Annotated in this window: 24 protein-coding genes; 8 read left to right on the forward strand and 16 right to left on the reverse strand. The window is 72.4% G+C overall.

Annotation, left to right across the window (positions count from 1 at the left end):
- Window positions 1-12 precede the first annotated feature (12 nt).
- On the forward strand, window positions 13-291 hold the full coding sequence (locus ABD466_RS18920) for an Lrp/AsnC family transcriptional regulator (RefSeq protein WP_344658403.1): 279 nt from the start codon (window positions 13-15) through the stop codon (window positions 289-291).
- Window positions 292-402: 111 nt separating this feature from the next.
- Here ABD466_RS18920 and ABD466_RS18925 read toward each other — a convergent pair whose 3' ends face one another.
- From ABD466_RS18925 to ABD466_RS18960, 8 genes are all read right to left on the reverse strand, one after another.
- A complete protein-coding gene (locus ABD466_RS18925) occupies window positions 403-1,434 on the reverse strand; it encodes a DivIVA domain-containing protein (RefSeq protein WP_344658404.1) in 1,032 nt (343 codons plus the stop codon).
- Window positions 1,435-1,490: 56 nt separating this feature from the next.
- Complete coding sequence (locus ABD466_RS18930) at window positions 1,491-1,775, reverse strand: YggT family protein (protein ID WP_344658405.1); 285 nt, start codon at window positions 1,773-1,775, stop codon at window positions 1,491-1,493.
- Window positions 1,776-1,873: 98 nt separating this feature from the next.
- The gene (locus ABD466_RS18935; RefSeq protein ID WP_344658406.1) at window positions 1,874-2,497 is read right to left on the reverse strand and encodes a cell division protein SepF; all 624 of its coding nucleotides are present in this window, start codon (window positions 2,495-2,497) and stop codon (window positions 1,874-1,876) included.
- A gap of 151 nt (window positions 2,498-2,648) precedes the next feature.
- A complete protein-coding gene (locus ABD466_RS18940) occupies window positions 2,649-3,359 on the reverse strand; it encodes a YggS family pyridoxal phosphate-dependent enzyme (protein ID WP_344658407.1) in 711 nt (236 codons plus the stop codon).
- A gap of 5 nt (window positions 3,360-3,364) precedes the next feature.
- Window positions 3,365-4,114 carry a peptidoglycan editing factor PgeF gene (gene pgeF, locus ABD466_RS18945; RefSeq protein WP_344658408.1) on the reverse strand — a complete coding sequence of 250 codons (750 nt, stop codon included), beginning with the start codon at window positions 4,112-4,114 and terminating at the stop codon, window positions 3,365-3,367.
- A gap of 11 nt (window positions 4,115-4,125) precedes the next feature.
- The gene (ftsZ, locus tag ABD466_RS18950) at window positions 4,126-5,307 is read right to left on the reverse strand and encodes a cell division protein FtsZ (protein ID WP_344658409.1); all 1,182 of its coding nucleotides are present in this window, start codon (window positions 5,305-5,307) and stop codon (window positions 4,126-4,128) included.
- A gap of 322 nt (window positions 5,308-5,629) precedes the next feature.
- Complete coding sequence (locus ABD466_RS18955) at window positions 5,630-6,433, reverse strand: cell division protein FtsQ/DivIB (protein ID WP_344658410.1); 804 nt, start codon at window positions 6,431-6,433, stop codon at window positions 5,630-5,632.
- Between the two features lie 240 nt (window positions 6,434-6,673).
- Window positions 6,674-7,978 carry a tetratricopeptide repeat protein gene (locus ABD466_RS18960; protein WP_344658411.1) on the reverse strand — a complete coding sequence of 435 codons (1,305 nt, stop codon included), beginning with the start codon at window positions 7,976-7,978 and terminating at the stop codon, window positions 6,674-6,676.
- A gap of 200 nt (window positions 7,979-8,178) precedes the next feature.
- Here ABD466_RS18960 and ABD466_RS18965 point away from each other — a divergent pair, with 200 nt between their 5' ends.
- On the forward strand, window positions 8,179-10,182 hold the full coding sequence (locus tag ABD466_RS18965; protein WP_344658412.1) for a hypothetical protein: 2,004 nt from the start codon (window positions 8,179-8,181) through the stop codon (window positions 10,180-10,182).
- A gap of 14 nt (window positions 10,183-10,196) precedes the next feature.
- A complete protein-coding gene (locus tag ABD466_RS18970; protein WP_344658413.1) occupies window positions 10,197-11,441 on the forward strand; it encodes a S53 family peptidase in 1,245 nt (414 codons plus the stop codon).
- 70 nt (window positions 11,442-11,511) lie between these two features.
- Here ABD466_RS18970 and ABD466_RS18975 read toward each other — a convergent pair whose 3' ends face one another.
- The 4 genes from ABD466_RS18975 to ftsW form a co-directional block, all read right to left on the reverse strand.
- Window positions 11,512-12,711: an FAD-dependent monooxygenase gene (locus ABD466_RS18975; RefSeq protein ID WP_344658414.1), complete on the reverse strand. Its 1,200-nt coding sequence runs from the start codon at window positions 12,709-12,711 to the stop codon at window positions 11,512-11,514.
- 113 nt (window positions 12,712-12,824) lie between these two features.
- Window positions 12,825-14,264, reverse strand: a complete 1,440-nt coding sequence (gene murC / locus ABD466_RS18980) for a UDP-N-acetylmuramate--L-alanine ligase (RefSeq protein ID WP_344658415.1) — start codon at window positions 14,262-14,264, stop codon at window positions 12,825-12,827.
- Window positions 14,261-15,493 carry an undecaprenyldiphospho-muramoylpentapeptide beta-N-acetylglucosaminyltransferase gene (gene murG, locus ABD466_RS18985; RefSeq protein WP_344658416.1) on the reverse strand — a complete coding sequence of 411 codons (1,233 nt, stop codon included), beginning with the start codon at window positions 15,491-15,493 and terminating at the stop codon, window positions 14,261-14,263. The genes murC and murG overlap by 4 nt, the downstream gene beginning before the upstream one ends.
- Window positions 15,494-15,502: 9 nt before the next feature.
- Window positions 15,503-16,846, reverse strand: coding sequence for a putative lipid II flippase FtsW (gene ftsW, locus ABD466_RS18990; RefSeq protein WP_344658417.1), 1,344 nt, complete (start codon window positions 16,844-16,846; stop codon window positions 15,503-15,505).
- A gap of 180 nt (window positions 16,847-17,026) precedes the next feature.
- On the opposite strand from ftsW, the gene ABD466_RS18995 reads away from it, so the two are divergent.
- Window positions 17,027-17,662 carry a hypothetical protein gene (locus ABD466_RS18995; RefSeq protein ID WP_344658418.1) on the forward strand — a complete coding sequence of 212 codons (636 nt, stop codon included), beginning with the start codon at window positions 17,027-17,029 and terminating at the stop codon, window positions 17,660-17,662.
- 3 nt (window positions 17,663-17,665) lie between these two features.
- On the opposite strand, the gene murD is transcribed toward ABD466_RS18995, so the two are convergent.
- Window positions 17,666-19,168: a UDP-N-acetylmuramoyl-L-alanine--D-glutamate ligase gene (gene murD / locus ABD466_RS19000; protein WP_344658419.1), complete on the reverse strand. Its 1,503-nt coding sequence runs from the start codon at window positions 19,166-19,168 to the stop codon at window positions 17,666-17,668.
- 103 nt (window positions 19,169-19,271) lie between these two features.
- On the opposite strand from murD, the gene ABD466_RS19005 reads away from it, so the two are divergent.
- The 3 genes from ABD466_RS19005 (at window position 19,272) to ABD466_RS19015 (ending at window position 23,067) form a co-directional block, all read left to right on the forward strand.
- The gene (locus tag ABD466_RS19005) at window positions 19,272-21,515 is read left to right on the forward strand and encodes a cell wall-binding repeat-containing protein (protein WP_344658420.1); all 2,244 of its coding nucleotides are present in this window, start codon (window positions 19,272-19,274) and stop codon (window positions 21,513-21,515) included.
- Between the two features lie 37 nt (window positions 21,516-21,552).
- The gene (locus ABD466_RS19010; RefSeq protein WP_344658421.1) at window positions 21,553-22,320 is read left to right on the forward strand and encodes a GNAT family N-acetyltransferase; all 768 of its coding nucleotides are present in this window, start codon (window positions 21,553-21,555) and stop codon (window positions 22,318-22,320) included.
- A gap of 135 nt (window positions 22,321-22,455) precedes the next feature.
- Complete coding sequence (locus tag ABD466_RS19015; RefSeq protein WP_344658422.1) at window positions 22,456-23,067, forward strand: TIGR03086 family metal-binding protein; 612 nt, start codon at window positions 22,456-22,458, stop codon at window positions 23,065-23,067.
- A 100-nt stretch (window positions 23,068-23,167) separates the two neighbouring features.
- On the opposite strand, the gene ABD466_RS19020 is transcribed toward ABD466_RS19015, so the two are convergent.
- Together ABD466_RS19020 and ABD466_RS19025 are read right to left on the reverse strand one after the other, a co-directional pair.
- Entirely contained in the window at window positions 23,168-24,937 is a 1,770-nt protein-coding gene (locus ABD466_RS19020) for a gamma-glutamyltransferase family protein (RefSeq protein ID WP_344658423.1), read from the reverse strand.
- Window positions 24,938-24,969: 32 nt separating this feature from the next.
- On the reverse strand, window positions 24,970-25,557 hold the full coding sequence (locus tag ABD466_RS19025; protein ID WP_344658424.1) for a TetR/AcrR family transcriptional regulator: 588 nt from the start codon (window positions 25,555-25,557) through the stop codon (window positions 24,970-24,972).
- 104 nt (window positions 25,558-25,661) lie between these two features.
- Between ABD466_RS19025 and ABD466_RS19030 the strand changes: the two genes are divergently transcribed.
- Window positions 25,662-26,102 (forward strand): nuclear transport factor 2 family protein, encoded by a 441-nt coding sequence (locus tag ABD466_RS19030; RefSeq protein WP_344658425.1) that lies wholly within the window; start codon window positions 25,662-25,664, stop codon window positions 26,100-26,102.
- On the opposite strand, the gene erm is transcribed toward ABD466_RS19030, so the two are convergent.
- On the reverse strand, window positions 26,026-26,862 hold the full coding sequence (gene erm, locus ABD466_RS19035) for a 23S ribosomal RNA methyltransferase Erm (RefSeq protein WP_344658426.1): 837 nt from the start codon (window positions 26,860-26,862) through the stop codon (window positions 26,026-26,028). The two genes, ABD466_RS19030 and erm, sit on opposite strands and share 77 nt — an antisense overlap.
- Between the last annotated feature and the right edge of the window lie 52 nt (window positions 26,863-26,914).

Here is a 26,914-nt window from a genome sequence, read left to right on the forward strand (position 1 = left end):
AGAGGAGCCGCTGTGATCACTGCCATCGTCTTGATCAAGACGGATGTGGACGCCATCCCCGAGGTCGCCGAGAAGATCTCCCAACTGCCGGGGGTCAGCGAGGTGTACTCGGTCACCGGCGAGTACGACCTGATCGCCATGGTGCGGGTGCGGGAGCACGAGCAGCTCGCCGACGTGATCCCCGGCGGCGTGAACAAGGTCGCCGGCGTGAGTCACACTGTGACGCACGTCTCGTTCCGCACCTACAGCGCGATGGACCTGGAGGCGGCGTTCTCGCTGGGTCTGGACTGAGGCACGAAACGCCGAGCCCCGCTTCCCGAGACCGGGAAGCGGGGCTTATGACGCCACGTCATTGTGTCTGTGCGGTGGTGGGGTGCCGGTGGCACCGCCGGGGGCCGAAGGTCAGGCGTCGGGGTCCTCGTCGATCAGGAACCCGCGCATCGGCGACGGCTGCGACGGGACCGAGGGCTGGCCCAGGCCGTTCCCGGCGCCCATGAACGGCGGCTGCTGGCCGGCGCCCATCGGCGGCTGGGGCATCTGCGGCCGGATCGGGGCCATGGTCTGGGTCAGCGCCGCGGCGTTCGACCCGGCGCCCTGCGCCTGGTAGGAGCCGGTGGAGCCGAGGCCCTGACCGTTCATCCCGGCCGGCTGCGGCGCCATCGGCGCCATCCCGGCCGACATGCCGGCCGGCAGCGAGGCCTGCATCGGCATCGGCGGGGCCGACGGCGGCGGCGGGGGCGGGGTCAGGCCGGTCGCGCCCAGCTGCGGCCGGGGGGCCGAGGCGGCCATGTCGTCGCCGCCGGAGGCCTCCAGCTGGCGCATCTGGCCGTCCAGGTAGCTCTTCAGCCGCTGCCGGTACTCGCGCTCGAACGCCCGCAGGTCGTCGACCTTGCGCTCCAGCGCGGCGCGGGCGGTCTCCAGCGACCCCATCGCCACGCGGTGCTTCTCCTGCGCGTCCCGCTCCAGGGCGTCGGCCTTGCCGCGGGCCTCGCGCTCCATGCCGTCGGCCCGGCTGCGGGCCTCGCCGACGATCTTGTTGGCCTCGTTGCGGGCCTCGGCGATGGCCTGGTCGGCGGTCTGCTGCGCCAGCGCCAGGACGCGCGCCGCGGAGTCACCGCCGGGAGCCTGGTACTGCGGGGCCTGCGGCACCGGCAGGGGGGCCGGAAGCGGAGCCGGGAGCGGCGCCGGCACCGGGGCGGGCGCGGGTATCGGGGTCGGCTCCCGCCGCATCGGCACGGGCGCGGCCGCCGCCGAGGCCGCGGCACGGGTGGCCGCGGCCAGCTTCGCGCGCAGCTCCTCGTTCTCGCGGATCAAGCGGGTGAGCTCGGCCTCGACCTCGTCGAGGAAGGCGTCCACCTCTTCCTCGTCGTAGCCCTCACGCAGGCGTACGGTCGTGAACTGCTTGTTGTGGACGTCCTCGGGAGTCAACGGCATCTTTCATTCACCTCAGGCGTGGCGTGGTCGTCGGCATTCGCACAGACATTACCCGGTCACAGCGTAGCCGCGACCCGGATCAGCAGTAAGACGATGATCCCCAGGATCATGAACGCCAGGTCAAGTGCCACCCCGCCGAGCCGCAGCGGCGGGATGTAGCGCCGCAGCAGCTTCAGAGGAGGATCTGTGACCGTGTACGCCGTCTCCACGACGACCAGCATGACACCCCGCGGCTCCCATGACCGGGCGAATTGCAAAACCCAGCCGATGATGAGGCGGACGATCATGCACAGCGCGAAGAGGTAGAGCACCCACAGGAGCAACGCCCCCACAACGCTCATAGCGCTCTCCCCTTCCCACCATTTCCGGCGCCCCGCCGTGTGCGGTATCGTCACCGCCCACGAGACGCCGGAGGACCCGAAGTGCTCGCCTGCCGGCGTCAGCTCTGGTTGAAGAACCCGCCCTCGGCGATCCGGGCCTTGTCCTCGGCCGTCACGTCGACATTAGCAGGCGACAGCAGGAACACCTTCTGCGTCACCCGCTCCATGTTCCCGCGCAGGCCGAAGATCAGCCCGGCCGCGAAGTCCACCAGGCGCTTGGCGTCGGCGTCCTCCATCTCGGTCAGGTTCATGATCACCGGCACGCCCTCGCGGAAGTGCTCGCCGATCGTGCGGGCCTCGTTGTAGGTCCGCGGGTGCAGCGTGGTGATGCGGTAGGACGCTTCGCGGTCCGCCGACCGGTCCATCGGGACGCTGTACATCACCGGTCCACCTCTCTCGGCTCGGTCGGTTCGGTCGGTGCGCGGCGACCGCTCGGAGCGGTCCGGCATCACCGTCACGTTGGAAGGCGCCGCGAACGCGCGGCGGTCGTTCTGCGCGACGACGAGCGCGCCGGAGGACGGGTCCTCGGGCTCGCGGCGGGGCTCGACCGGAGCCGCCGCGGCGTGCTCGGTGTGCTCCGGCTCGTACTCGTCCTCGTAGTCGTCGTAGTACCGCTCGTCCTCGAACCGCTGTTCGTCAGTGAGCCCGAGGTAGACCGCTGCTCTGCGCATCATGCCGGCCATGGTGTTCGCCTCCGGACTGGGCCTGTTACGGCTGTCTTGCATCTGTCAACGTAAATGGGTGCCGCGGAGGTTTCCCGATCGCGGTCGATGAGTGTGCGAGGCGTGCGGTCTTCGTCGTATCCGATGTTCGATAGATGCGACGTTACCGGAATCACCGTCTGATACCGAGTATCGCGCTGCCGATGCGCACGTGTGTCGCGCCGGCCGCCACCGCTTCCCCCAGGTCCCCACTCATCCCCGCCGAGATCATGGTGGCCGAAGGGTGTGCTGATCGCAAGCTCAATGCGAGCTCGTGCAACCGCGCGAAGGCCGGTCCCGGCTCCTCGCCGAGGGGGGCGACGGCCATGAGTCCGCCGAGGGAGAGACCGGGGGCTTCGGCGATCGCGTCCGCCAGGGCGGGCACCTCGCCGGGGAGGGCACCGCCGCGCGCGGCGTTTGCGTCCATGGGCTCTGCGTTACCCAGATCGACCTGCACCAAACAAGTCAATTCTTTGTCATACCGGACAGCCGCCTTGGAGAGCGCGGAGACCAGTCGGAGCCGGTCCACGGAATGCACGAAATCCGCGTACGCGGCCACGGATCCGGCCTTGTTGGTCTGCAGCTGCCCGATGAAGTGCCAGCGCAGACCGAGCCCGGCCGTCGCCGCGGCCTTGGGGGCCGCCTCCTGGTCCCGGTTCTCCCCGACGTCCAGGACGCCGAGCTCGGCCAGGATCCGGACGTCGGAGGCCGGGTACGTCTTGGTGACCGCGATCAGCGTCACCTCGGACGGATCGCGGCCGGCCTCGCGCGCCGCGGCGGCGATCTCCTCGCGCACCACGGCCAGGTTCGCGCGGATCTGCTCCACGCGCGTCGGTTCCGCCATCGTGCTCAGTCCAGCCAGACGAAGCCGGCGAACCGGCCGGTCGTGCCCTCGCCGCGGAACGAGTAGTAGTCCGCGGACTCCTGGGTGCACACCCGCAGCCGCACCGACTCCTTCAGATCGATCCCCGCCGCCTCCAGCTGCGACCACACGCCCTCGGCGACGTCCAGGCCCGGGGTGCCCTGGCGGGTCACGGCGTGGCTGGCCGGCACCTTCTCGGCCACGTCCGCGCGCATCCGCTCCGGGACCTCGTAGCAGAGCCCGCACACCGACGGCCCGGTGACCGCGACGATCCGCTCCGGCACCGCGCCCAGGGCCAGCATGCGCTCGACGGTGGCCGGCACCACGCCGGCCTTCATCCCCGGCCGGCCGGCGTGCGCCCCGCCGACCACGCCGGCCTCGGCGTCGGCCAGCAGCACCGGCACGCAGTCGGCGACCAGCACCGCCAGCGCCAGGTGCCGGCGGTCGGTGACCAGCGCGTCCACGTCGGGCGCGCGGCCCTGCCACTGCGCGGCGGCGTAGGCCACGTCCGCACCGTGGATCTGGTTCATGTACACGACGTTGCCGGGGTCGGCGAACCCCAGCTCGAACGCCACCAGCGAGCGGTTGGCCGCGACCGCCTCGGGGTCGTCGCCGACGTGCCCGCCGAGGTTGGTCGCGGTGTAGGGGGCCTTCGAGACGCCGCCCCAGCGGTCGGAGAAGGCGAAGCGGGCGGTGCCGCCGTTGCCGACCGGACCGGTGTGCTGCCATATCGCCACGGGTGCCGGCCCTACTTCAGGAAGTCGGGGATGTCGAGCTCGTCAGCCGGCAGCGGGGCCGGCTGCGGCGGGATCACCGTCACCGTCTGGGTGTCCGCCATCGGGTCGTGCGCCGGCCCGGTGCTCTCCGGGGGCTTGGGCAGCGTGCCCAGCACCTGCTCGCGCATGCCGTCCCGGACGCTGGTCTCGTCGTAGCGGGTGCCGCCGGCGGCCTGGGCCGCGTGCGGGGCGCGGCGCTTGGCCGGCTCCCCGCCGTCGAAGCCGGCGGCGATCACGGTGACCCGGACCTCGTCGCCGAGCCCGTCGTCGATCACCGCGCCGAAGATGATGTTGGCCTCCGGGTGCGCGGCCTCGCTGACCAGCTGCGCCGCCTCGTTGATCTCGAACAGGCCGAGGTCGGAGCCGCCGGAGATGCTCAGCAGCACGCCGCGGGCGCCGTCGATGGACGCCTCCAGCAGCGGCGAGGAGATGGCCATCTCGGCCGCGGCCACCGCGCGGTCGTCGCCGCGCGCGCTGCCGATGCCCATCAGCGCCGAGCCGGCCTCGCTCATCACCGACTTCACGTCCGCGAAGTCCAGGTTGATCAGGCCCGGGGTGGTGATCAGGTCGGTGATGCCCTGCACACCGGAGAGCAGCACCTGGTCGGCGGCCTTGAAGGCGTCCAGCACCGAGACGTTCTTGTCGGAGATCGACAGCAGCCGGTCGTTCGGGATGACGATGAGGGTGTCCACCTCCTCGCGCAGCGCCGCGATGCCGTCCTCGGCCTGGTTCGCCCGGCGCCGGCCCTCGAAGGTGAACGGCCGGGTCACCACGCCGATGGTCAGCGCGCCGAGCTCGCGGGCGATCCGGGCCACCACGGGCGCGCCGCCGGTACCCGTGCCGCCGCCCTCGCCGGCGGTGACGAACACCATGTCCGCGCCCTTGAGGACCTCCTCGATCTCCTCGGCGTGGTCCTCGGCCGCCTTCCGCCCGACCTCCGGGTTGGCGCCCGCACCGAGCCCGCGGGTGAGCTCGCGGCCGACGTCCAGCTTGACGTCGGCGTCGCTCATCAGCAGAGCCTGGGCGTCGGTGTTGACGGCGATGAACTCGACGCCCTTCAGACCGACCTCGATCATCCGGTTGATGGCGTTGACGCCGCCGCCGCCGATGCCGGCGACCTTGATGACGGCCAGGTAGTTCTGCGGTGCTGCCACGTCCGACGGCCTCTCCGTGGTGTGCGGTGATCTGTACTGTTTATCGAAAATCTGGACTGTTTATCGAAAACCCCGTGATCACCTTAGCCCCGCCCACGGCGGGCGGGGACACGGCGGGGTCGTGCGACTGTGAAGTCTTTACAGGACATTAGGTCCCGCGACCTGTGAGGTTCAACGAACACGCCGAAACTGTCGGCAGGTTTTACTTCTCAGCGTGGTCCGACGACCCCCGTGTGATCCCGCGCGATCCGATGAGGGGAATACGTATGTTGTCCGATAGCGCGCCCGATCTTAGCGGATTGCGACTGCCGGACTCGAACCGTTAGCCGGAACCCTGGGAATAGGCCGGGGCGTCCGGGGCGCTCACGTCATAATGCTCGGCCTGTCGGCCGATCAGTGCCACCAGTATCCGCGCCTTGAGATCCGGCTGCTCCGGGCCGCCCCAGACGACGGTCACCGCCTGCTGCTTCGAGGTGGAGGGCTTCAGCGTCAGGGTGATGGCGTAGGGGCCGGTCGCGGACACGGTGAGCACCCGCGAGCGCAGCGGATCGGGCAGCGCGCGCAGCGCGGCCAGCGCCCCGGTGACGGTGGCCGCCCGGATCTTCGGCCGGGGATCGGTGAACTGCTCCAAGTGGATGACCGGAACGTGCGCCGGGATCGCGGAGAACGTCGCCGCTGTGTCGAAGGCCACCCCGTCGGCGTCGACGATGACGTACGAACCGTCCGCGTCCGGAAGCGCGGCGGCCGCGACGCGCTCCACGACGGTGATGGAGACGGTGTGCGGCAGGCTGCGCTCCACCCACGCGTTCTTCACCCGCGGCAGGGTCATCAGCCGGGCCTTGACCGCCCCCGTGTCCACCCCCGCGACCGGGGCGTGCGCCGGGATCGCGGCGGTGGCCAGCACCTGCTGCCTGGTCAGGACCTTGATTCCGGAGACCGGGGTCTTCCGCACGTCGAAGACCTTGGTGTGCCACAGCACCGCGTACCCGCTCAGCGCGAGCAGCGACAGGAACACGGTGATGGTCACCGAGAGCCGCCGCCACCGGCGCCGCCTGCGCAACCGGTCGAGGTAGCGCTCGACCAGGACCCTGCTGACCCGGTTCTGGTCGGTGCCGGTGGCGTTCATGGGGCCCAGTTTCGCAGATGGGGGGCGTGCCCCAGATCAGCCGTGGCCGCGTTTCAGCCTTAGGTAGTCGTCTTCGACCGTTTCAGGGCCGGTGGAGAAGGGTGGTTCCTTTTCACGGGATTGACCCCTTTTTAATACGTTTCCTTCGCTTCCGTGGACAACTCCAGGAAGTGATCGAACACCGCTACGGTCCAATGCCGTGGCGGATTCACAGACCGATCCGCGACAGCGGCGGCGGGCCTACAGGAAACGTGAGCTCGGCACCGGCCCCGGCGAGCCGACGTACTCGCGCGGCGCGATCATCCACGTCTCGGCGACGCCGTTGACGAACCCCAGCAGCACGTCGTCCGGATCCGGCGGCGTCGCCCCGTCGCCCGGGTCGGCCTCCGGCTCCGTTCCGGCGAGCGACGCGGCGATCTCCTCGACCCGCCGCGCGTCCGCCTCCGTCTGGAACGCTTCCCCGTCGGCCATCCGCGGTTCCGCGTCCCACGGCGTCTTCACGGCCTGACGCAGGAACCCGCAGATGTCGGCGGAGACCAGAGGCGGATCGGTCCAGTTCGTGGCCCGCTCGAACAGGATCTGGCCGGGCGTCCGCTCCCGCAGCGCGCCCAGCGTCCCGGTGTCGGCGTCGTTCAGGTCGTAGGCGACGACGAGGGTGTCCGCCCGGTCCTCCGCGAACGGCACCGCGGGCAGGCCGAAGTGCCGGGCCGCCGCCCGTCCCAGGATCTCGCTGTCCCGGTCCGGCAGCACCGAGACGCTCCGCGGCCGCAGACCGCGCGCCGCGAGCACGACGCCGACCCGTCGCAGCACCTCGCGGCAGCTGACGTGGGAGTCCCCGACCATGGCCCACCGCCCGGTCATCCCGGCGTCGAAGCCCCACGGTGAGATGGTGAGGAGCACGCCGCCGGTCAGCGCGAAGTGCCACCCGCGCAGGTCCTCCGGGCCCAGGCCCCCGTCCTGGACACGCGCCGCGGCGGCACGCACGAGCATCGCGCGCACCTTGTCCCGCGCGGGCGCCCAGCCCGCCTCGTCCGGGACCGGGAGCGCCGCGTACGCCGTCTCCGCCTCGACCAGGTCCCCGGCCAGGATCGCGTTGTACGCGAGCTGGAACCGCGCGAGCCACGACAGCTCGCCGTCGTATCCGCGCAGCACGCCGACCGCCTCCCGGTGCCGGCCCTCGCGCTCGTAGGCGGCCGCCAGCTCCGTGCGGATCGGCACGACCCGCGGTTCCAGCTCCACCGCGGCGCTCAGCGGCCGGATCGCCAGGAACGCGATCCCCCGCTCGACGCAGGCGTATCCGAAGTCGAAGAGCGCCTGGGCCCGCTCGCCGGGGTCGCCGTCCCCGCCCGCCACGCCGGCCGCGGCCTCGGCGAGGTCGTCGAACCCGGAGCGCAGCGCGGCCTCGTGCAGCAGCCGGGCCACGGCGGTCAGGGGCAGCTGGTCGCCGGCCACCCGCAGGTGGCGGATGAGTCCGGCGATGTCGTCGCCGGCGAGCAGGGCGCGGGCGACGGCGAGGGGGTCGGGAGTCGTGGTCTCGGAAGTCATCGCTCCCACCGTAGCCGCCGGCACCCACCCTCGCCTGCGATTTCCCGGCAGGGCGTCTCAGTATATGAGAATCAGGACACGAATTTAAGAACACGTACAACTAGAGTGGCCCCCCGTGTCGTCCTCCCTGTGGAACGCCTCGGCTTCACCGCTTCACCCAGCGTGACCGAAGCCCGTCCCACGACACGGAGGAACCGCTTGTGCTAATCCCAGCCCGCCGCGTCCCGGCCGCCCTGGCCGCCGCCGCGGTCCTCGGCCTCGGAACCACCGCCGCCACGGCCGCGGCCGCGACCACCGCCCCGGCGACCGGTCCGCTCGGTCCGGCCCCGTTCTCCCAGCCCCTGGCCCCCCAGGTCAGCACCCTGCCGAACGGCGACCTGCTGTCCGTCACCGGCTCGGGCCCGGCCGCGAGCATCGCGGTCTTCTCCCCCGACGGCCACAGCGTCCCGGCGATCCGCTACGCGCCGAACGCCGACCACGCCTACGTCATCCCGAACTCGGTGCTGGCTTCAGGAAGCTACGACCCGTCCCTATACGACATCCCCGCACTGCACACCGCGGTCAAGACGGCGGCCGTGATCCCGCACTATCCGCTGCACATCCTGCAGATCGGCACCACCGGGCTGGACGGCGCACCCGCCGACGCGACCACGTTCCTCATCGACGCCGACGACGTCACGAAGTGGTCCCAGCCGATCGCCGTGGCGGGCGGCGTGGGCCGGGTCGCGGTGCCGGCCGGGCACTACACGGCCTTCACCATCTTCGACAACTTCGACCCGGCGACCCGGACCGACGCCATGCGCGTCGTCACGCAGACCGACCTCACGGTCGCGGACACCGGTGTCACCGCCCTGACCGCGGACGAGCGGACCGCCACCTCACAGGTGAACGCGACCGCGCCGAAGCCCACGGCGACCGACTCCGAGTACCTGTCCTTCAGCCGCATGGACCAGAACCACGTGACCGGTTCGCTCGGCGTGATCAGCGACACGTCGATCGCCGTGTCCCCCGCGGCCGCGCCGCAGGCCGGCGGGTTCACGTTCCAGCTGCTCTCCTGGGGGGCCACGAGCCCGGCGAGCACGCCGCAGCCGTACCGCTACGACGTGATGTTCCCGGCCACCGACCACATCGACGCGAACCAGACCTACGCCGTCGACACCTCGAAGCTCGAAACGGTGCACAACACGATCGACACCGACGCCGGAAGCCCGCGGCGCATGGGCGAGTACATGTTCGGGCCCTACTCGCCGGCGACCGGCGGCTTCCAGATGGGCCACGTGTACTCGGTGCCGACGCACCTCACCACGTACATCGGCGCGCCGCAGGACGGCTGGATCTGGAACCGCAGCGTGTTCACCGCGCTTCCGAGCCCCACCGGGAACGACATCCCGGCGATGATCATGCTGCAGGCGGACCGCACGACCTACTCCGGTCCCGGCGAGCAGTGGCGCACATGGGGCCACGGTCCGATGACCGCACAGGTCGGCCAGTACAAGGACGGCACCTCGTGCCGCGCCTGCGCCGACGGCTCCACCGTGGACCTGGGCGTCAACCCGTTCGTCGACAGCGAGCCGGACACCACCTCGCTGTTCCTCGGCCCGGCGACCGGCCACACCACCATCTACCGCGACGGCACGCAGGTCTTCTCCCAGGACAACACCTCGGGCGCCGAGCTGACCGGCCAGGCCCAGACGCCCGGCACCTACCGTCTGGTGTTCGACCTGGACCTGAGCAGGTTCCCGATCACCCAGTCCACGGCCACGCACACCGACCTCACCGTGCCGTACACCCCGAAGGCGAACCCTGACTGGAACCTGCCGGCGGCCGACTACTGCGGAGCGCAGGGCGGCGGCACGACGCCGTGTTCGATCCTCCCGGTGCTGAACCTCGGCTACCGCCTGGCGACGGACGACACCAACACCTCGCACGGTCCGGTCCAGACCCTGGACCTGCAGGTGGGCCACCAGAGCTACAGCGGCGTCGGCGCGAACGCCCGGGCCACCGGCGCCACCGTGTCGGTGTCCTTCGACAAGGGCGCGACCTGGACCAAGGCCACCGTGGTGCCGACGTTCGACAACCACTTCCTCGCCCTCTGGCCGAACAGCGGGCCCAAGGGCGGCACGCCGTGGTTGAAGGTCGGCGCGACCGACGCGCTGGGCGGCTCCATCACGCAGACCGTCGCCAACGCCTACACCATCGGCTGAGGGGGATCAGGATCATGAGTCGGATATCCAGCCACCGGCTGTTCGCCGTGCTGGGGGCGGCGGCGCTGACCGTGGCCTCCCTGGCTGCGGTCGCGGGCCCGGCGAACGCCGGCAGCACCGAGGGCCACGGCACCAGGACCGCCGCGAGCAGTGTGGCGAGCGGCGTGAAGGACGTCTGCGGCAAGGTGCCCGCGGGCTACGCGCGGTGCTTCGCCGAGATCCGCACAGACGCGCCCGCCCCGAAGCACGCGGCCGCGAACGCCACGACGGCGCCGAACGGCTTCGGCCCGGCGGACCTGCACGCCGCGTACCACCTGCCGACCACCGGCGGCACGGACCAGACCGTCGCCATCGTGGACGCCGGGGACGACGCCACCGCCGAGGCGGACCTCGCGGTCTACCGGAGCACGTACGGCCTGCCGGCCTGCACCACGGCCAACGGCTGCTTCCACAAGGTGAACCAGCGCGGCGCGGCGACCCCGCTGCCCCCGGACCGGGGCTGGGGCGTGGAGATCGCCCTGGACCTGGACATGGTCTCCGCGGCCTGCCCGCAGTGCAAGATCCTGCTGGTGGAGTCCGACGACGCGCTGGGGACCGACCTGGCCGCCGCGGTGGACGAAGCCGTCGCGCTGGGCGCCGACGAGGTGTCGAACAGCTACGGCATCACGGAGTCCAGCCTGACTCCGGGGAACGCCAAGCACTACCAGCACCCGGGCACCGCGATCCTGGCCTCCTCGGGCGACTACGGCTACGGGATCCCGAGCGAGCCGGCGGTGTTCAGCAGCGTCATCGCGGTCGGCGGCACGTCGCTCACCAAGGACTCCAGCGCACGCGGGTGGAGTGAGAGCGCGTGGCAGGGCGCCGGAAGCGGCTGTTCGGCGTGGGTGGACAAGCCGGCGTGGCAGAGCGACCCGAACTGCCCCGGCCGGATGACCTCCGACGTCTCGGCGGTGGCCGATCCGAACACCGGCCTGGCGGTCTACACCGTGGCGCAGGGCGCTCCCGGATGGATCATCGTCGGCGGCACCAGCGCCTCCTCGCCGTTCCTCGCCGGGGTGATCGCGCTGGGCGGGCACCCGGCGAAGTTCGCCGACGCCTCGCCGTTCTACGCGGCCTCGGCGCAGGCGGGCCTGTACGACGTCGTCAGCGGGAACAACGGCATCTTCCAGGACTGCGGCGGCGACTATCAGTGCAACGGAGCCGTCGGGTACGACGGTCCCACCGGCATGGGGACACCGAACGGGCTCGGGGCGTTCTGACGCCGGACCCCGGTGAACCAGCACGCTGACGGACGGACGGGGCCGGCACCTTCGCGGGTGCCGGCCCCGTTCACGCGGTGACCCGCTCGTCCCAGTCGACGCGGAAGCGGTGCACCGGGCCGAACATCTTCTCCGGCCGCAGGAACGTCCGGGTGGCGATCGGCATGATGAGACCGAACACGAACGCCGCCACCGGGCCGGCGGTCTTGCCGTTGTTGGTCTTCACCGCCTGTTCCGAGATCGCCTCGACGCGCGGCCGCCGCAGGCTCACGTACTTCGCCAGTGCCGCGGGCAGGTCGTCGATGTCCCGCAGGCAGCGCGCCAGCTCGATCGCGCTCTCCAGCGCGAGGGAGGCGCCCTGGCCGGAGCTGGAGGAGGGCGCGTGCGCGGCGTCGCCGACCAGGACCATGCGGTCGCGGAACCAGTGCGGAAGCTTGGGCATCCGCTCCATCGGCCCGGCCACCAGCATCCGCTCCTCGGTCACCGAGCCGAACAGCCGCTCGCCGGGGCGGTCGCCGACGTGCGCGGCCCGCAGTTCGGCCAGCCACTCGCTCTTGGGGACGGCGCGCGCCTCGGCCAGCGTCATCGGCTGCTCCCGCGGGTGGTTGCTGAAGAAGACGTCGGAGCCGTCGGGCTGCGTCCAGTACCCGTAGAACGAGCGCTTGCCGAAGGCGAAGTGCATGGAGTCGAGGTCGCCGGGCGTGAAGCCGGCCCGCATGTCGCCGAAGCCGAAACTCATCAGGCCGGTGTACTCCGGGCCCGGGGCCGCGGGGTCGATCAGGCCGCGGACGGTGGAGTGGATGCCGTCGGCGCCGACGAGCAGGTCGGCGTGCGCGGTGGTGCCGTCGTCGAAGTGGGCGGTGACGCCGTCCGGGTGTTCCTCGACGTGGGTGAGGCGCTGGCCGTCGTGGACGACGACGCCCTGGGCCTCGGCCCCGGCGCGGATCGCGGCGAACAGGTCGGCGCGGCGCAGGACACGGCTCAACGGGAGACCGGGCAGCCCGGGGACGTTCATCAGGGGTTTACCGTTCCCCTTCTCCATGACCATGGTGCGCAGCGGGTTGCCGACGGCTTCGACGGCTTCCCGCAGGCCCACGGTCTCCAGGGCGGCCAGGCCGTTGGGGGCGACGGTCAGCATGGCGCCGACGTCGTCGCCGCGGCTGTGGGCCTCGTGGACGGTGGCCTGGATCCCGGCCTTGGCCAGGGCGAGGGCGGTGACGGGGCCGGCGATGCCGCCGCCGATGACGAGGGCGCTCTTGATGGCTGACATGACTGAATAGTCTCATGGAAACTAGTGTTAGTACAACTAGTTCTCCGCGGACGAAGAAGGGCGCCCTCCGAAGAGGACGCCCTGAGCTGGTGTTCTTTCAGTCCCGTCGACGGCTACCCCAGCAGCTTCAACAGCCGGGGCCCGATCTCGGTCACGTCACCCGCGCCGACCGTCACGACCAGGTCGCCGGGACGGGCCAGCGCGGCGAGGCGCTCCGGCACCCGGTCGAAGTCCGGCTCGAAGACGCTGGCCTCCGGCGGCAGGCCGGTCTCGGCGGCGATGACGTCGCCGCCGACGCCGGGGATGGGCGTCTCACCGTGCGCGTACACGTCCAGGACCAGCACCACGTCGGCGGCGCCGAGGGCGGGGCCGAACTCGTGGAGGAAGGTGTTGGTGCGGAAGTAGCGGTGCGGCTGGAACGCGGCGACCACCCGGCCGTCGCCGGCCAGTTCGCGGGCGGCGGACAGGATCGAGGCGATCTCGGTGGGGTGGTGGCCGTAGTCGTCGTAGACGCGGACGCCGCCGGCCTCGCCGAGCAGCTGCATGCGGCGGCGCGCGCCGGTGAAGGCGGCGACGCCTTCGAGGTAGGGCTTGGCGTCCACGCCGAGGGCCAGCGCGACGCCGAAGGCGGCGGCGGCGTTCAGGGCGTTGTGGCGCGCCGGGATGCCGAGGGTGAGCGGGCCGTGGGTGTCCGCCGCAGCGAGATCGGTGGCCGCCGTGACCAGGGTGAAGGTCGGGAAGCCGCCGGCGCTGGCGACGTCGGTGACGCGGATGGCCGCGTCCTCGGCGACCCCGTAGGTCAGGACCCGGACCCCGCGCGCGGCGGTGCGCTCGGCGATGGCGCGGGCGGCGGGGTCGTCGGCGTAGACGACGAGCGTTCCGCCGGGTTCGAGGCGGTCGGCGAAGTCCTGGAACTCGGCACGGACCTGCTCCACGTCGGCGAAGTGGTCCGGGTGGTCGAGCTCGATGTTGGTGATGACGGCGATGTCCGGCCGGTAGTGCGTGAAGGTGCCGTCGGACTCGTCGGCCTCGGCGATCAGCACGTCGCCGGCCCCGGCGTGCCCGGACTCGCCGGTGGTGCCGAGCTCCCCGCCGATGACGAACGTCGGGTCCAGCCCGGCGTGCCGCAGCGCGACGGCGATCATCGAGGTGGTGGTGGTCTTGCCGTGGGTGCCGGCGACCGCGACCGACCGCGTGCCGGGCATCAGCGAGGCCAGGGCCGAGGCCCGGTGCAGCACCCGCAGGCCGCGGGCGCGGGCCTCGACGACCTCGACGTTGGTCGCGGGGATGTCGGTGGAGACCACGACGGTGTCGACGCCGTCCAGGTTCTCCGGCGCCTGACCGATCGCGATGGCGGCGCCGAGCGCCCGCAGGGCCCGGACGGTCGCGGTGTCCTTGATGTCGCTGCCGCTGACCGGCAGCCCGCGCCCGAGCATGGCCCGCGCCAACGGCGCCATCCCGACCCCGCCGATGCCGACGAAGTGGATGCGGCCCAGCTCGGCGGCCGGGATCACCTGGTCGGGAGCGGGGAAGCGGGGGGTGCGGCGGGTCATCGGCTCTCACCCTCCTCGGGCTCGGTCGGCTGCATCGGCCCGGTGGGCTCGGTGGGCTCTGTGGGCTCAGTGGGCTCAGTGGGCTCGGTGGGCTCGGCCTGCACGCTCTGTCCGGCCGGCGTGGCCTGCCCGGCCGGCGCGGCCGGCCGCTGCTTGCCCGCCGCCGCGTAGACCAGCTCCACGATCTTGTCGTCCGCGTCCCGGATCCCGAACCGCCCGGCGGCCTCGCTCATCGCCGTCAGCCGCGGCGCGTCCAGCAGCAGCGGCACCACGTTCGCGGCGAACCAGTCCGGCGTCAGCGCGGCGTCGTCGACCAGCAGCCCGCCGCCGGCCTCGACCACCGGCGCGGCGTTCAGCCGCTGCTCACCGTTGCCGACCGGGAGCGGCACGTACACCGACGGCAGGCCGACCGCGGCCAGCTCGCTGCACGTCATCATCCCGCTGCGCGAAAGCGCCAGGTCGGCGGCGGCGTAGGCGAGGTCCATGCGGTCGATGTAGGGGCGCGCGACGTAAGGCGGCCCGTCCGGGTCCTCCGCTATGGCGACCGTGTTCTTGTCGCCGTACGAGTGCAGCACCTGGACCCCGGCCCGGCGGAGCGCGGCGACCGAGGCCTGCATGGTCTCGTTGAGCCGCCGGGCGCCCTGCGATCCGCCGAAGACGAGCAGCGTGGGGCGCTCCGGGTCCAGTCCGAACTCGGCCCGCGCCTGCGCCCGCAGCGCCGCACGGTCCAGGGTGGAGATCGCGGGCCGCAGCGGCATGCCGACGCAGGTCGCGCCGCGCATCGGGACCGCCGGGTTGCCGGTCAGCACGTTCCGCGTGAAGCGCGCGCCGACCCGGTTGGCCAGGCCCGGCCGGATGTTGGCCTCGTGCACCACGATCGGGCGGTGGGCCCGGCGGGCGCCCAGGTACGCCGGCAGCGCGACGTAGCCGCCGAAGCCGACCACCACGTCGGCGTCGACGTCGGTGATCACCTGCTGCGCGGCCTTGACCGTGCCGAGCAGCCGGGACGGCAGGGTGAGCAGCGCGCCGGAGGGCTTGCGGGGCAGCGGGACCGCGGGGATCAGGCGCAGGTCGTAGCCCCGCGCCGGGATCAGCTTGGTGTCCAGGCCCTTCTCGGTGCCGAGCATCGTGACCCCGATCGACGGATCGGCTCGGCGCAGCGCGTCCGCGGTGTTCAGGGCGGGTTCGATATGCCCGGCGCTGCCGCCGCCGGCGATGACCACATGCACCCGGCGATCCTATCGGTCCGCGGGGGCGCCCTCGGCGCCCTCCGGGCGCGGCTCGGCGGCGGGCCGCCCGCGCGCCGGGCCGGCGGAACCGGAGCCGGCCGAGCCGACCGAACCGACAGAGCCGACGGAGCCGACCGGACCGGCCGGGCCCGCCAGCCGGACCGGGTCCAGCGGCTCGGGGCGCCTCCGGGCGAACGACATCAGCATCCCGACCGCGGTCAGCGACGGCAGCAGCGACGATCCACCGTAGGACACGAACGGCAACGGCACCCCGGCGATCGGCAGCACGCCGGTCACCGCCCCCAGGTTGATCATCATCTGGGCGGCCAGCCACACCGTGACCGAGGCCGACACCAGCCGCACGAACGGGTCCGGCGTGCGCAGCGCCATCCGGATGCCGGCGTAGGCCAGGGTCAGGAACAGCGCCAGCACGGTCAGCGTGCCGATCAGCCCGAGCTCCTCGCCGACGATCGCGAAGATCATGTCGGTCTGCACCTCGGGCAGCTGTCCCCAGCGTTGTCTGCTGGCGCCCAGGCCGACGCCGAACCAGCCGCCGCTGGCCAGCGCCTGGAACGAGTGGATGGCCTGGTAGCCGGTGCCTCCGGGGTCGGCGTCCGGGCTGAGGAAGTTGGTGAAGCGCCGCACCCGCGAGGGCCGCATCACGATCGCCAGCGCCGCCAGCCCCACCGCCGAGGCCAGCAGGATCGAGAACAGCCGCCCCGGCGCCCCGGCCGTCCACAGCAGGCAGAACACGATGGCGACGATGATTATCGAGGTCCCCATGTCCCCGCCGATCATCACCAGCGCGATGATCAGCACGGCCCCGGGCACCAGCGGCACCAGCAGGTGGTCCCAGGTGGTGAGCAGCTTCTCCTTGCGCACCAGCAGGTCCGCGCCCCACAGCACCAGCGCCAGCTTCGCGAACTCGCTGGGCTGCACCGTCAGCGGGCCGATGATCAGCCAGTTCTTGTTGCCGTTGTGCGACGATCCGACCGCGAGCACCAGCAGCAGCAACAGCACGGTCCCGACCAGCGCCGGGTAGGCCAGCGCCCGGTACACCCGCGGCGGCAGCCGGGACGCGGTCCACATCAGGCCCAGCCCCAGCGTCGCCGAGACCGCCTGGTTGCGGATCGAGGACAGCATCGGCCGCCCGTTCACCAGGTTGTTGACGCTGGAGGCGGAGAACACCTCCAGCAGCCCGATGCCGAGCAGCAGCAGCACCGAGCCGACCAGCAGGTAGTAAGACGTGAGTTCGAGGTCGAACAGGGACTTCAGGGTGGCGCGGCGGGCCCGCAGAGCGCGCGCGGCGGTCCTCCACGGCGACGCCTGCGGGCCCGCGGCCTGTTCACTCATGGTCCTTAGGGTAGCCAGCACGCGCCGGACGGACCGTCAGCTTTGCGGACATGCGGCGGTGTGTTCGAACACGGCCGCGGGCGGGGCGTCGCGAGCGGCCGCACGGGCACCCGCCTGATCTGCGCGAAGGATCAACGCGGCCTGTCAGGACGTCGCAGAGTTCGTATAGATTCTCGAACCATGACCTATGAGATACCGCCCGAAGCCGAGCGGCTGCACGCCGAGGGCCGCGCCGCCGGCGGACGCGGCGACTACGGTCAGGCGCTGGCCCTGCTGGCGCGGGCCGCCGAGCTGGCCCCGGAATGGCCCTACCCGCCCTACGACGCCGCGTTCACGCTGCTGCTGAGCGGCGACACCCACGGCGCGCAGGCGATGTACGAACGCGTGGCGGCGCTGTCGCCGAGCGGTTTCTTCACCTGCCGCACCACACTGGACATGCTGCGCCGGGAGCACGCCGGGCGGCTGCCCGCGGGCTTCTCCCAGGCGTTCATGCGGCTGGAGTGGATGGAGCCGGAGCGGAAGCGGCAGGTCCTGATCGGCGTCACCCGCGACTTCCCGGACTTCCCGCCGGCGTGGATGGAGCTGGCGAACCTGCTCACCGACCCGGCGCAGCGGATGCAGGCGCTCGACCGGGGGCTGGCCGGCGGGCCGGACCCGGACACCAAGACCATGCTCTTGCTGAACAAGGCCGGGCTCTACGGCGCGAGCGGCGACCTGCCGGCCGCGACGCTCATCTACCGGATGATCGTCAACGATCCGGAGGTGACGCCGACCGGCGCCGCGTTCGCGCGCATGTTCCTCGAGAAGCAGGCCTGAGTCTTACTCGGCTTCCTCTGCCTCTGCCGCCAGCTTGTCCTTCAGCTCGCGCACCGCCGCGGCGAACACGTCGCCGCGCTCGCCGTAGGACGTGAACATGTCCATGGACGCGCAGGCCGGCGCGAGCAGCACCGTGTCCCCGGACACGGCCATCCCGCGCGCCACGGCCACCGCTTCGGCCATGACGTCGCCGGCCCCCTCCGGCCCCGGCCCGCCGAGGTCCACCACCGGCACCTCCGGCGCGCGCCGCCGCAGCGCCTCGGCGACCAGGTGCCGTTCGGCGCCGAAGAGCACCGCGCCGCGCAGCCGCTTGGCGTGCCGCTCCACCAGCTCGTCGAAGTCCGCGCCCTTGGCCAGGCCGCCGGCCAGCCAGACCACGTGGTCGTAGGCGCCGATCGAGGCCGAGGCGGCGTGCGGGTTGGTGGCCTTGGAGTCGTCGACGAAGTCCACGCCGTCGATCGTCGCCACCCACGCGATGCGGTGCGGCTCGGGGCGGAAGGCGCGCAGGCCGTCGCGGACCGCCGTGGGCTCGACGCCGTAGGCGCGGACCAGCGCGGCTGCGGCCAGGGCGTTGGCGACGTTGTGCGGGGCGTGCGGCTCCACGTCGTAGACGGTGCCGAGCTCGGCGGCGCTGGTCCGGCGGTCCGGCACGAAGGCCCGGTCGGCCAGGATGCCGTCGACGACGCCGAGCATGGACAGCCCGGGCGCGCCGAGCGTGAAGCCGATGGCCCGGCAGCCCTCGACCACCTCGGCCTCCTCCACCAGCCGCACGGTCTCCAGGTCGGCGGCGTTGTAGACCGCCGCGATCTGGCAGTTCTCGTAGGCGCGCCCCTTGGCGGTGGTGTAGTCGGCGTAGGAGCCGTGCCAGTCCAGGTGATCCGGCGCCAGGTTCAGCACGACCGAGGCCAGCGCGGAGATGGTCGCGCTCCAGTAGAGCTGGTAGCTGGACAGCTCGATGACCAGCACCTCGAACGGGTCGCCGGCCTCACCGCCGGCCTGGCCCCGCAGCACCGCGTCCAGAACCGGGTAGCCGATGTTCCCGCAGGCTGCCACGTTCTTGCCGGCCTCCTTGAGCATCGCCTCGGCCATCCGCACGGTGGTGCTCTTGCCGTTGGTGCCGGTGACGACGAGCCACGGCGCGTAGGAGCCGTCGGGCAGCGGGGCCCGCAGCCGCCACGCCAACTCCGCGTCGCCCCAGATCGGCACCCCGGCCGCGCGCGCGGCGGCCACGATCGGCGCGCTCGGCGGCAGCCCGGGGGTGACGACCATCAGCTCGGTGCCCTCCGGCAGGGTCTCGTCGTCGCCGAGCCGCAGCACCGCCCCCTGCGCCTCCGCCCGCGCGGCCCGTGCGGTGGTGGCCTCGTCGGCGTAGCGGTCGACCAGCGTCACCCGCGCCCCGCGGGCCAGCAGCGCCGCCGAGGCCGACAACCCGACCACCCGCGCCCCCACGACGGTGACGGCGGCGTCGGCGAACTGCACGGGACCGGGGGCGGCGAAGTCGTTCATGGGCCCAAGAATATTCCGTTGAGGCGTGTGTTGACGCCGTGGTGCCCAGGCTGTACAACCTGCTCGCTCATCAGTTTCCAGGGGTCTCATGGGGGGGTCACGGATGTCAGGCGTACGTTCTCGCCGGATCGCCGCTTCGGCGGTGTCCGCGCTGGGAGTGGTGGCCGCCGGCGGCGCGGGAGTGCTGTCGATGTCCGCCGGGTCGGCGCGGGCGACGGAGACGGGGACGGACGGCTACATCTCGACCCACCTCTACGGGAGCCATCTCACGGTTGAGGAGTTCGCCGACGGCAGCGGTCTCCGAACCCTCGGCGGCACGGCGGGCGGCACCGCGCTGTACGTCGACCAGATCAACTGGTCCTCGGACGGCTCGCGGGCGGTGTGGGAGAACATGGCGGGAGCCTGTGGCATCGACACCAGCGCCCCGGACCTGACCGATGCCAGGGCTGTGGGGGGCGCGAGCGGGCCGCTGTGTTACGGCACGTGGCCCGCGTACTTCGCCCAGAACCAGCACATCGTGTTCCAGGGACCCGGAGCCACGGGACCGGGCGGTGTCGACCTCTCGCTCGAACAGCTGTACCGGGTCCCCGTCCTGGCAGGCAGCGGCTCGGTGAGCTACCTGCTCGGGACCGGCGACAGCGGGTTCAACGACACGTACCCCCGGGTGTCCGGGGATCTCATCTCCTTTACACGGACGGCGCGCACCGCCTCCGCGGTTCCGCAGGTCTGGATCCACAACGTCAAGACCGGGACGACAACTCTGGCGGTCGACAACGCGCAGTTCGCCGACATCTCTCCCGACGGCACGACGCTGGTGTTCACCCGTCCCGGGTCGCGGGATCTGTTCACCGCCGCGATCGACGGCAGCGGCGTCAAGCAGCTGACGACCAACGGCGCGAGCGTCGACCACCAGACGCCGGTCTGGTCGCCGTCGGGCACGAAGATCGCCTTCGCGAACGACGCCAGCAGTTCGGTGCTCGACGTCGCGACCGGCGTGGAGACGCCCCTGGCCGGGAGCGGCGTGCACCCGGCGTGGCAGCCGATCAATCCCTCGGCGCCGAAGCCGCCGTCGCCGACGACTTCTTCGACCCCTCCCACCACTCCGCCCACCTCTCCTCCGCCCACCTCCCCTCCCTCGACGCCGCCGACTACGCCGCCGACGACCCCGCCCACCACACCGCCGACGTCGCCGCCGCCCACGCGCCCGCCCGGCGCGCCGCTGGTGCAGCGCATCGCGGGCGTCGACCGGTACGACACCGGCGTCAAGACCTCGAAGCTGCTGTGGCCGAGTGCGACGCAGAACGCGCCGCTGCACGCGAAGGCGGTGGTGCTGGCCACCGGGAAGGCGTTCCCGGACGCGCTGGCCGGCGGGCCGCTCGCGGCGGCCGCGCGAGGACCGCTGCTGCTGACCGACCCGGGCTCGCTGACCCTGGAGACGTTCGAGGAGATCCAGCGGGTGCTGGGGCCGCACGGCACCGTGTACGTGCTCGGCGGCACCAGCGCGATCAGCCCCGCGGTGGACGACCAGCTGGTCCGGGCCGGGTACGACGTCACGCGGCTCGGCGGCCAGGACCGCTTCGGCACCTCGCTGCGCATCGCCGGCGAGGTGGGACGCCTGGAGCCGACACCGGCCGGGCAGACCCCGCTCGCGGTGGTGGCGACCGGGCAGAACTTCGCCGACGCGCTGTCCGCCGGGCCCCTGGCCACCATCGGCGGCGCGCCGATCGTGCTGACGGACGGCGACCGGCTCGACCCGGCGACCGCGGGCTACCTGAGCGGGAAACTGGTGCTGCCGGTCGGCGGCCCGGCCTACCGGGCCGTCGGCCTCCCACCCCGCCCCGGCGCCGCCTGCGGCGACCTGGCCGGCGACGACCGCTACGCCACCAGCGCCGCCGTCGCCGACTGCATCTCCGCGGTCCACTCCGCCGCCGGGCTGCCGCAGCCGGTCTTCACCGGCGTGGCGACCGGCGCCACCTACGCCGACGCCCTCACCGGCGGCGCGCTGATGGGGGTGCTCGACTCCCCGCTGCTGCTCACCGATCCGCTCCAGCTGTCCGGCCCGACCGCCGACTACCTGGCGTCCGAGAAGCTGACGGTGAGCGTCGTGGAGATCTTCGGCGGGACGAACGCGGTGAGCCCGGGCGTGGAGCGTGCGGTGATCACGCGGGTCGGCGGGCACGCCATTCCCCCGCTGGGGGTGTCGGCCGCGGCCGTCGGGCCCGACGCGGGGCCGGACGCCGCTTCGGCCGCGACGTCCGCCGCGCTCCGCGCCGCCGCGTCGTCTCCGCTCGGCTTCTCGACCCGGCCGAACGCGGCCCGCGCGGCGGCGGTCCCGATGCCCCGGTAAGCAGCTGCCGCGGCGGCGCGTCAGTGGTGATACCGGGATGCCGGAACCCCCGCGCCGCCGCGATATCAGAACCCTGCCGAAGGCCGACAGCGTCCGCACCGCGGTCGAAACCCTGGGCGCCACCCGCATCGCCCACGGGGTCCGCGCCGTCGAAGACCCGCACCTGCTGACCGAACTCGCCGAACGCCGCGTGAGCATGGCGCGCAGAAGACGGTCGGCACGCAGAAGCCGGTCGGCGCGCAGAAGCCGGTCGGCGCGCCCATGCCATGATCGCCCCATGCCCGCCCCCGCGATCCGCCCGCCCCACACCCCCCGTACGATCCGCCCCCGCGCCGACGCCGACCTCCCCGCCTGCGTCGAGGCGTTGGCCACGGTGCACGAGGCCGACCGTTATCCCGCGCGCTGGCCGGCCGATCCAGCTGGCTGGCTGACGCCCCGGGGGATGCTGGGCGCCTGGGTCGCCGCCGAGGATGCGACGGTGCTCGGGCACGTGGCCCTTTCCCGGCCCGACCCGGAGTTGACCGAAGCCGTGGGCCGACCCTCGGAGCGTCTCGCGGCCGTCGCGCGGCTCTTCGTCGACGTCTCGGCACGAGGCCACGGCCTGGCCCGAGACCTCCTGGCCCACGCGGCACAGACAGCCCACGCCATGGAGCTCCAGCCAGTACTCGAAGTCGAATCAGGCGCGACGGCCGCGATCGCCCTGTACGAAAACACCGGCTGGCAATACATGGGCTCCGCGACCGCGGCCTGGATCGCCCCGAACGGACGCCCCGCCGAAGTCCGCGTCTATCTCGGGCCGGCCTGAGCCGCCAGGCGCTCCGCCATCTCGACGAGATCCGTGTATCGCGGAACCCGCCACAGTGTCGGTGTCGCCGCCGAGGTCGACCGCACTCAGCAATCCCAGTAGACCACCACCCCCGCCCCGCACGATGATCGGACCATGACCGATATCAGGGACATGAACGCCGTCGCCGTGCGGGACAGCGTGGACATCGTCGCGCAGGTCCAGGTCGCGGACCTGGGACGGGAGACGCCGTGTGCGGGGTGGACCCTCGCTGATCTGCTGGGGCACATGACGGTGCAGCACCACGGGTTCGCAGCGGCGGCACGGGGCGAGGGCGCGGATCTGGCGCGGTGGAAGTTCGCGCCGGCCGGCGAGGACGCGGTGGCGCGGTATGCGGAGGCGTCGGAGGAGGTGATCGCCGCTTTCGCAGAGCTCGATGACAGTCTCGACTTCGTCTTCGACCTGCCCGAGTTCAAGATCGATCCGCCACGCTTCCCGGCGCGGCAGGCCATCGGGTTCCACTTCATCGACTACGTCGTGCACGCGTGGGATGTCGCCGCCACACTCGGCGTGCCGTATGTCCTGCGGCCCGAGCTGGAGGACGCGGCGGTGCGCGTGGCGCTGGCCGTGCCCAACGAGGACAACCGGCTGGCCGCCGGTGCCGCTTTCGTACCCGCGCTGGACGGCGGTGAGGACGGCACCGCACTCGACCGCGTTCTGCGCTATCTCGGCCGTAGGCCGGACTGGCAGCCGACGACTGTCGCGTAGCCGGTGCGGCCGACGACTGTCGCGTAACCGGTGTCTGGACGCCGACCGCTAAGGCCGACCACTAAAGCCGACCGCTAAAGCCGACCGCTAAAGCCCACCACTACCGCCCAACCGCATACCCCTGCATCCCCCGCGGATTCGCCGCGGCCCGCAGCAGCCCTCGCTCCGGATCCCTCCCGACCACGCACATCCGCCCCAGCGACCAGTCGCCCGACACCACCACCTCGTGTCCCCGTCCCCGCAGTCCGTCCAGCACCGCGTCCCCGAGCCGCGCCTCAGCGACGACGCGTCCCGGGTACGCGGGCCGCGGGTAGAACGACTCCGGGAAGTGCGACGTGTGGAACGTCGGAGCATCGATCGCGGCTTGCAGATCCATCCCGCCGACCAGGTGGTTCAGCAGGAACAGCAGCTGCCACTGATCCTGCTGGTCCCCGCCCGGCGACCCGAACGCCAGCACCGGCTCGCCGTCGCGCACCACCATCGTCGGAGACAGCGTGGTGCGCGGGCGGAGACCGGGTGTCAGGGTGCTGGCGAGCCCGTCCTGCAGCCACATCATCTGCATTCGCGTCCCCAAGCAGAACCCCAGCTCGGGAAGCACCGGCGACGAGTGCAGCCACCCGCCGCTCGGCATCGCCGCGACCATGGTGCCCCACCGGTCCACCACGTCCACGTGCACCGTGTCCCCGCGCGCCGCGCCGCCGCCGGCTGCGACCGGTTCCCCGGTCGAGGCGTCGCGCGGCACCGGCGCCCACTCCGGCCGCACCGGCAGCCGCGGCGTGCGGCCGTCCGGCGACCCCGGCCGCAGGTCCAGTGACGCCCGCGCCCCGATCAGCGCCCGGCGCGCGTCGTTGTACCGCGGCGAGAGCAGCGTCGCCAAAGGCACATCGGACCCATCGCCGTACCAGGCCTCCCGGTCGGCGAAGGCCAGCTTCGCGCCCTCGACGACACGGTGCACGAACTCCACCGTGCCCGGTATGAGCTCCTGTCCCTGCAACAACGCCAACTGCTGGAGCAGCACCGGTCCCTGCCCCCACGGCCCCGTTTTGAACACCGTGTGTCCGGCGAACTCATAGCCGACCGGCTCTTCGTAGGAGGGCCGCCACGCCGCCATGTCGGCACCCGTGATCACTCCTGCGTGATCGGCGCCGGACGAGTCCCGCCACGCCGTCCGCGCGAACGCGTCGACCGCCTCGGCGACGAAGCCCTCGCTCCACGCCGCCAGGGCGGCGTCGATCCGCGCCTCCCGCGATGCGCCGGGCGCGTCCGCAAGCCTCTGATACGTCGCCGCGAGCACCGGATTCCGGAACACCGACCCCGCCTCCGGGGCCGCGCCGCCCGCCAGATAGACCTCGGCCGAGGTGGACCAGTGCTCCCGGAACATCGGCGCGATGTCGGCTATGCACTGCGCCAGCGCGGGTGTCACCGGATACCCGTCGCGCGCGTATCCGATGGCGTACGCCAACACGTCCGCCAGCTCCATCGTCCCGTGGTCCCGCAACAGCGTCAGCCACGCCGGCACCGCACCGGGCACCGCCGCGGCCAGCAACCCCGATCCCGGTACCAGGTCCAGCCCCAGCGACCGGAAGTGCTCCACACTCGCCCCGGCCGGCGCCACACCCTGCCCGCACAGCACTGTGGGACGCGGGTCACCGGCCCGCGCGAACAGCACCGGCAGATCGCCGCCGGCCCCGTTCTGGTGCGGCTCCACGACCTGCAGCACGAATCCGGCGGCCACCACCGCGTCGAACGCGTTGCCCCCACGTTCCAGCACCGCCATCCCGCTGGAGGACGCCAGCCAGTGCGTGCTGGAGACCATCCCGTAGGTGCCCTTCAGCTCCGGACGCGTGGTGAACATCGGATCCGTGGTCATAGCCCCACCCTCCTGTCGGGAATGACCTCACCCTACGCGCGGGCAGCTCGGGGGCGGAGTGCGTCGGACAGCAAAGCGGCCACACGCGACGCCTCCTCCGGTGCCGACGCCCGGACCGCCGCCACCGTCGCGACGACCAGTGCGTGCAGATCGTCGACGGTCACATCGGTGCGCACCGCTCCGGCCTTCTGCGCTCGCCGCAGCAGCTCGCCGAGCGCCTCCTTGAGCACCGAGGACACCTTCCGCGTCGCGGCCATCACATCGACCCCGTGCCGTCCCAGGGCGTCGGCCAGATCCATCTTGTTCTGCGCGTAGTCCGTCATGGACTCGAAGAACCCGAAGAACGCCGACCCCGGGTCCGCGGTGGCCAAAGCCTCCCGGACCTCGGCCAGCATCGCCTCCAGGCGTCCGACGAGCACCGCTTCCAGCAGTGCCTCCTTCGTCGGGAAGTGCCGGTGCACCGTCCCCGCGCCGACCCCCGCGCGCCGCGCGATCTCGTCGAGCGGAACCCCGGGTCCCTCCAGCGCGAAGGCCTCGTCGGCCGCGGCCAGGACCCGTTCGCGGTTGCGGCGCGCGTCGGCGCGCAGCGGGCGTTCGGCGGGCGCGGTCTCGGCGTTCACGGAGCTCAGCGTATCCCCCTCGACAACCGGGGCGCACGCCCCGTATCGTCCTCCCCGGGAAACGGGGCGCTCGCCCCACTTATCTCTCGACAAGGGGAATCCGCATGTCCGAGCCCGTCTCCAGCCCGGTCCGCAGCACCCGCGAGACCGTCGACCTGCTTCTGCGCACCATCACCGAGGGCACCCGTGACGACCTCGCCGACCTCTACGCCGAGGACGTCGTCATCAGCAACCCCTTCGCCCCCGACGGCGTGCCGAACGAGTCCCGCGGCAACGCCCAGCTGCGCGCCCGCATGAAGAGCTTCCAGCAGTACCTCGCCTACGACGCGGTCAAGGACGTGACCGTGCACGAGACCATCGATCCGCAGGTCGCGATCGTCGAGTTCACGCTGGTGGGCACCCTCGTGCCCACCAGCGAGCGGTTCGAGCTGCCGGCGATCAACGTGATCCGCGTCGTGGACGGCCTGATCACCGAGTCCCGCGACCACACCGACGGGGTGCGGGTGGCGGCGTTGTTCGCGCGGATCCAGGCCGTGGGCGGCTGAGCCGCCACAGCTCGGCCCAGTCCTGGGCGCTCAGGTCCTTCGGCAGCGCCCGGGCCGGGACCCGCCGGCCGCGCGTCCACTCCCGCACCTGCTCCGGGCGCAGGCGCCCGCTCCGGGCGAGCATCTCCCCCAGCCCGCGTCCCGGTGCCTGGAAGACCTGCCTCACGAAGTCCTGGTACGCGCCGCGGTCGTCCGCCGGGACCAGCGGCGCCGCCCGCCGGCGCATCGTCAGCAGTCCGCCGTCCACCGACGGCACCGGCCGGAACGCCGCCGCCGGGATCCGGCGGTCCAGCCCGAACTCGTACCACGGCCACCATGAGGCGGTCAGCAGGCTCGCCCCGCCGACCCCGGCCCGCCGCCGCGCGACCTCCCACTGCACGATCAGCACCCCGTGCCGCCAGCCCGGCTCGGCCATCAGCTTCCTGATGATCGAGGTGGTGAGGTGGAACGGGATGTTGCCGACGACGGTGTGCGGCGCGGCCGGGAACCGGTGGCGCAGCACGTCGGCCTGGACCACGGCGACGGCGTCGCCGAACCGCTCCCGCAGCCGGCGCACCCGCCGCGGGTCGATCTCCAGCGCCGTGACCGGCCGCCCGAGCCGGGCCAGCGCCGCGGTCAGCGCGCCGTCCCCGGCCCCGATCTCGACGATCGGCCCGGCGGTCTCGTCGCCGACGAGCCGTTGCACCGCCGCGACGAGGCCGCGGTCGGCGAGGAAGTTCTGTCCGAGTTCATGGCGTCCGCCGACCCGGTGGTGCTGCATGTGTTTCTCCGCGCGAGCTCGCATCGAAGCCGGGCAGCACAAGGAGGCCACA

The sequence above is a fragment of the Catenulispora subtropica genome (assembly GCF_039531675.1).
Classification (GTDB): domain Bacteria; phylum Actinomycetota; class Actinomycetes; order Streptomycetales; family Catenulisporaceae; genus Catenulispora; species Catenulispora subtropica.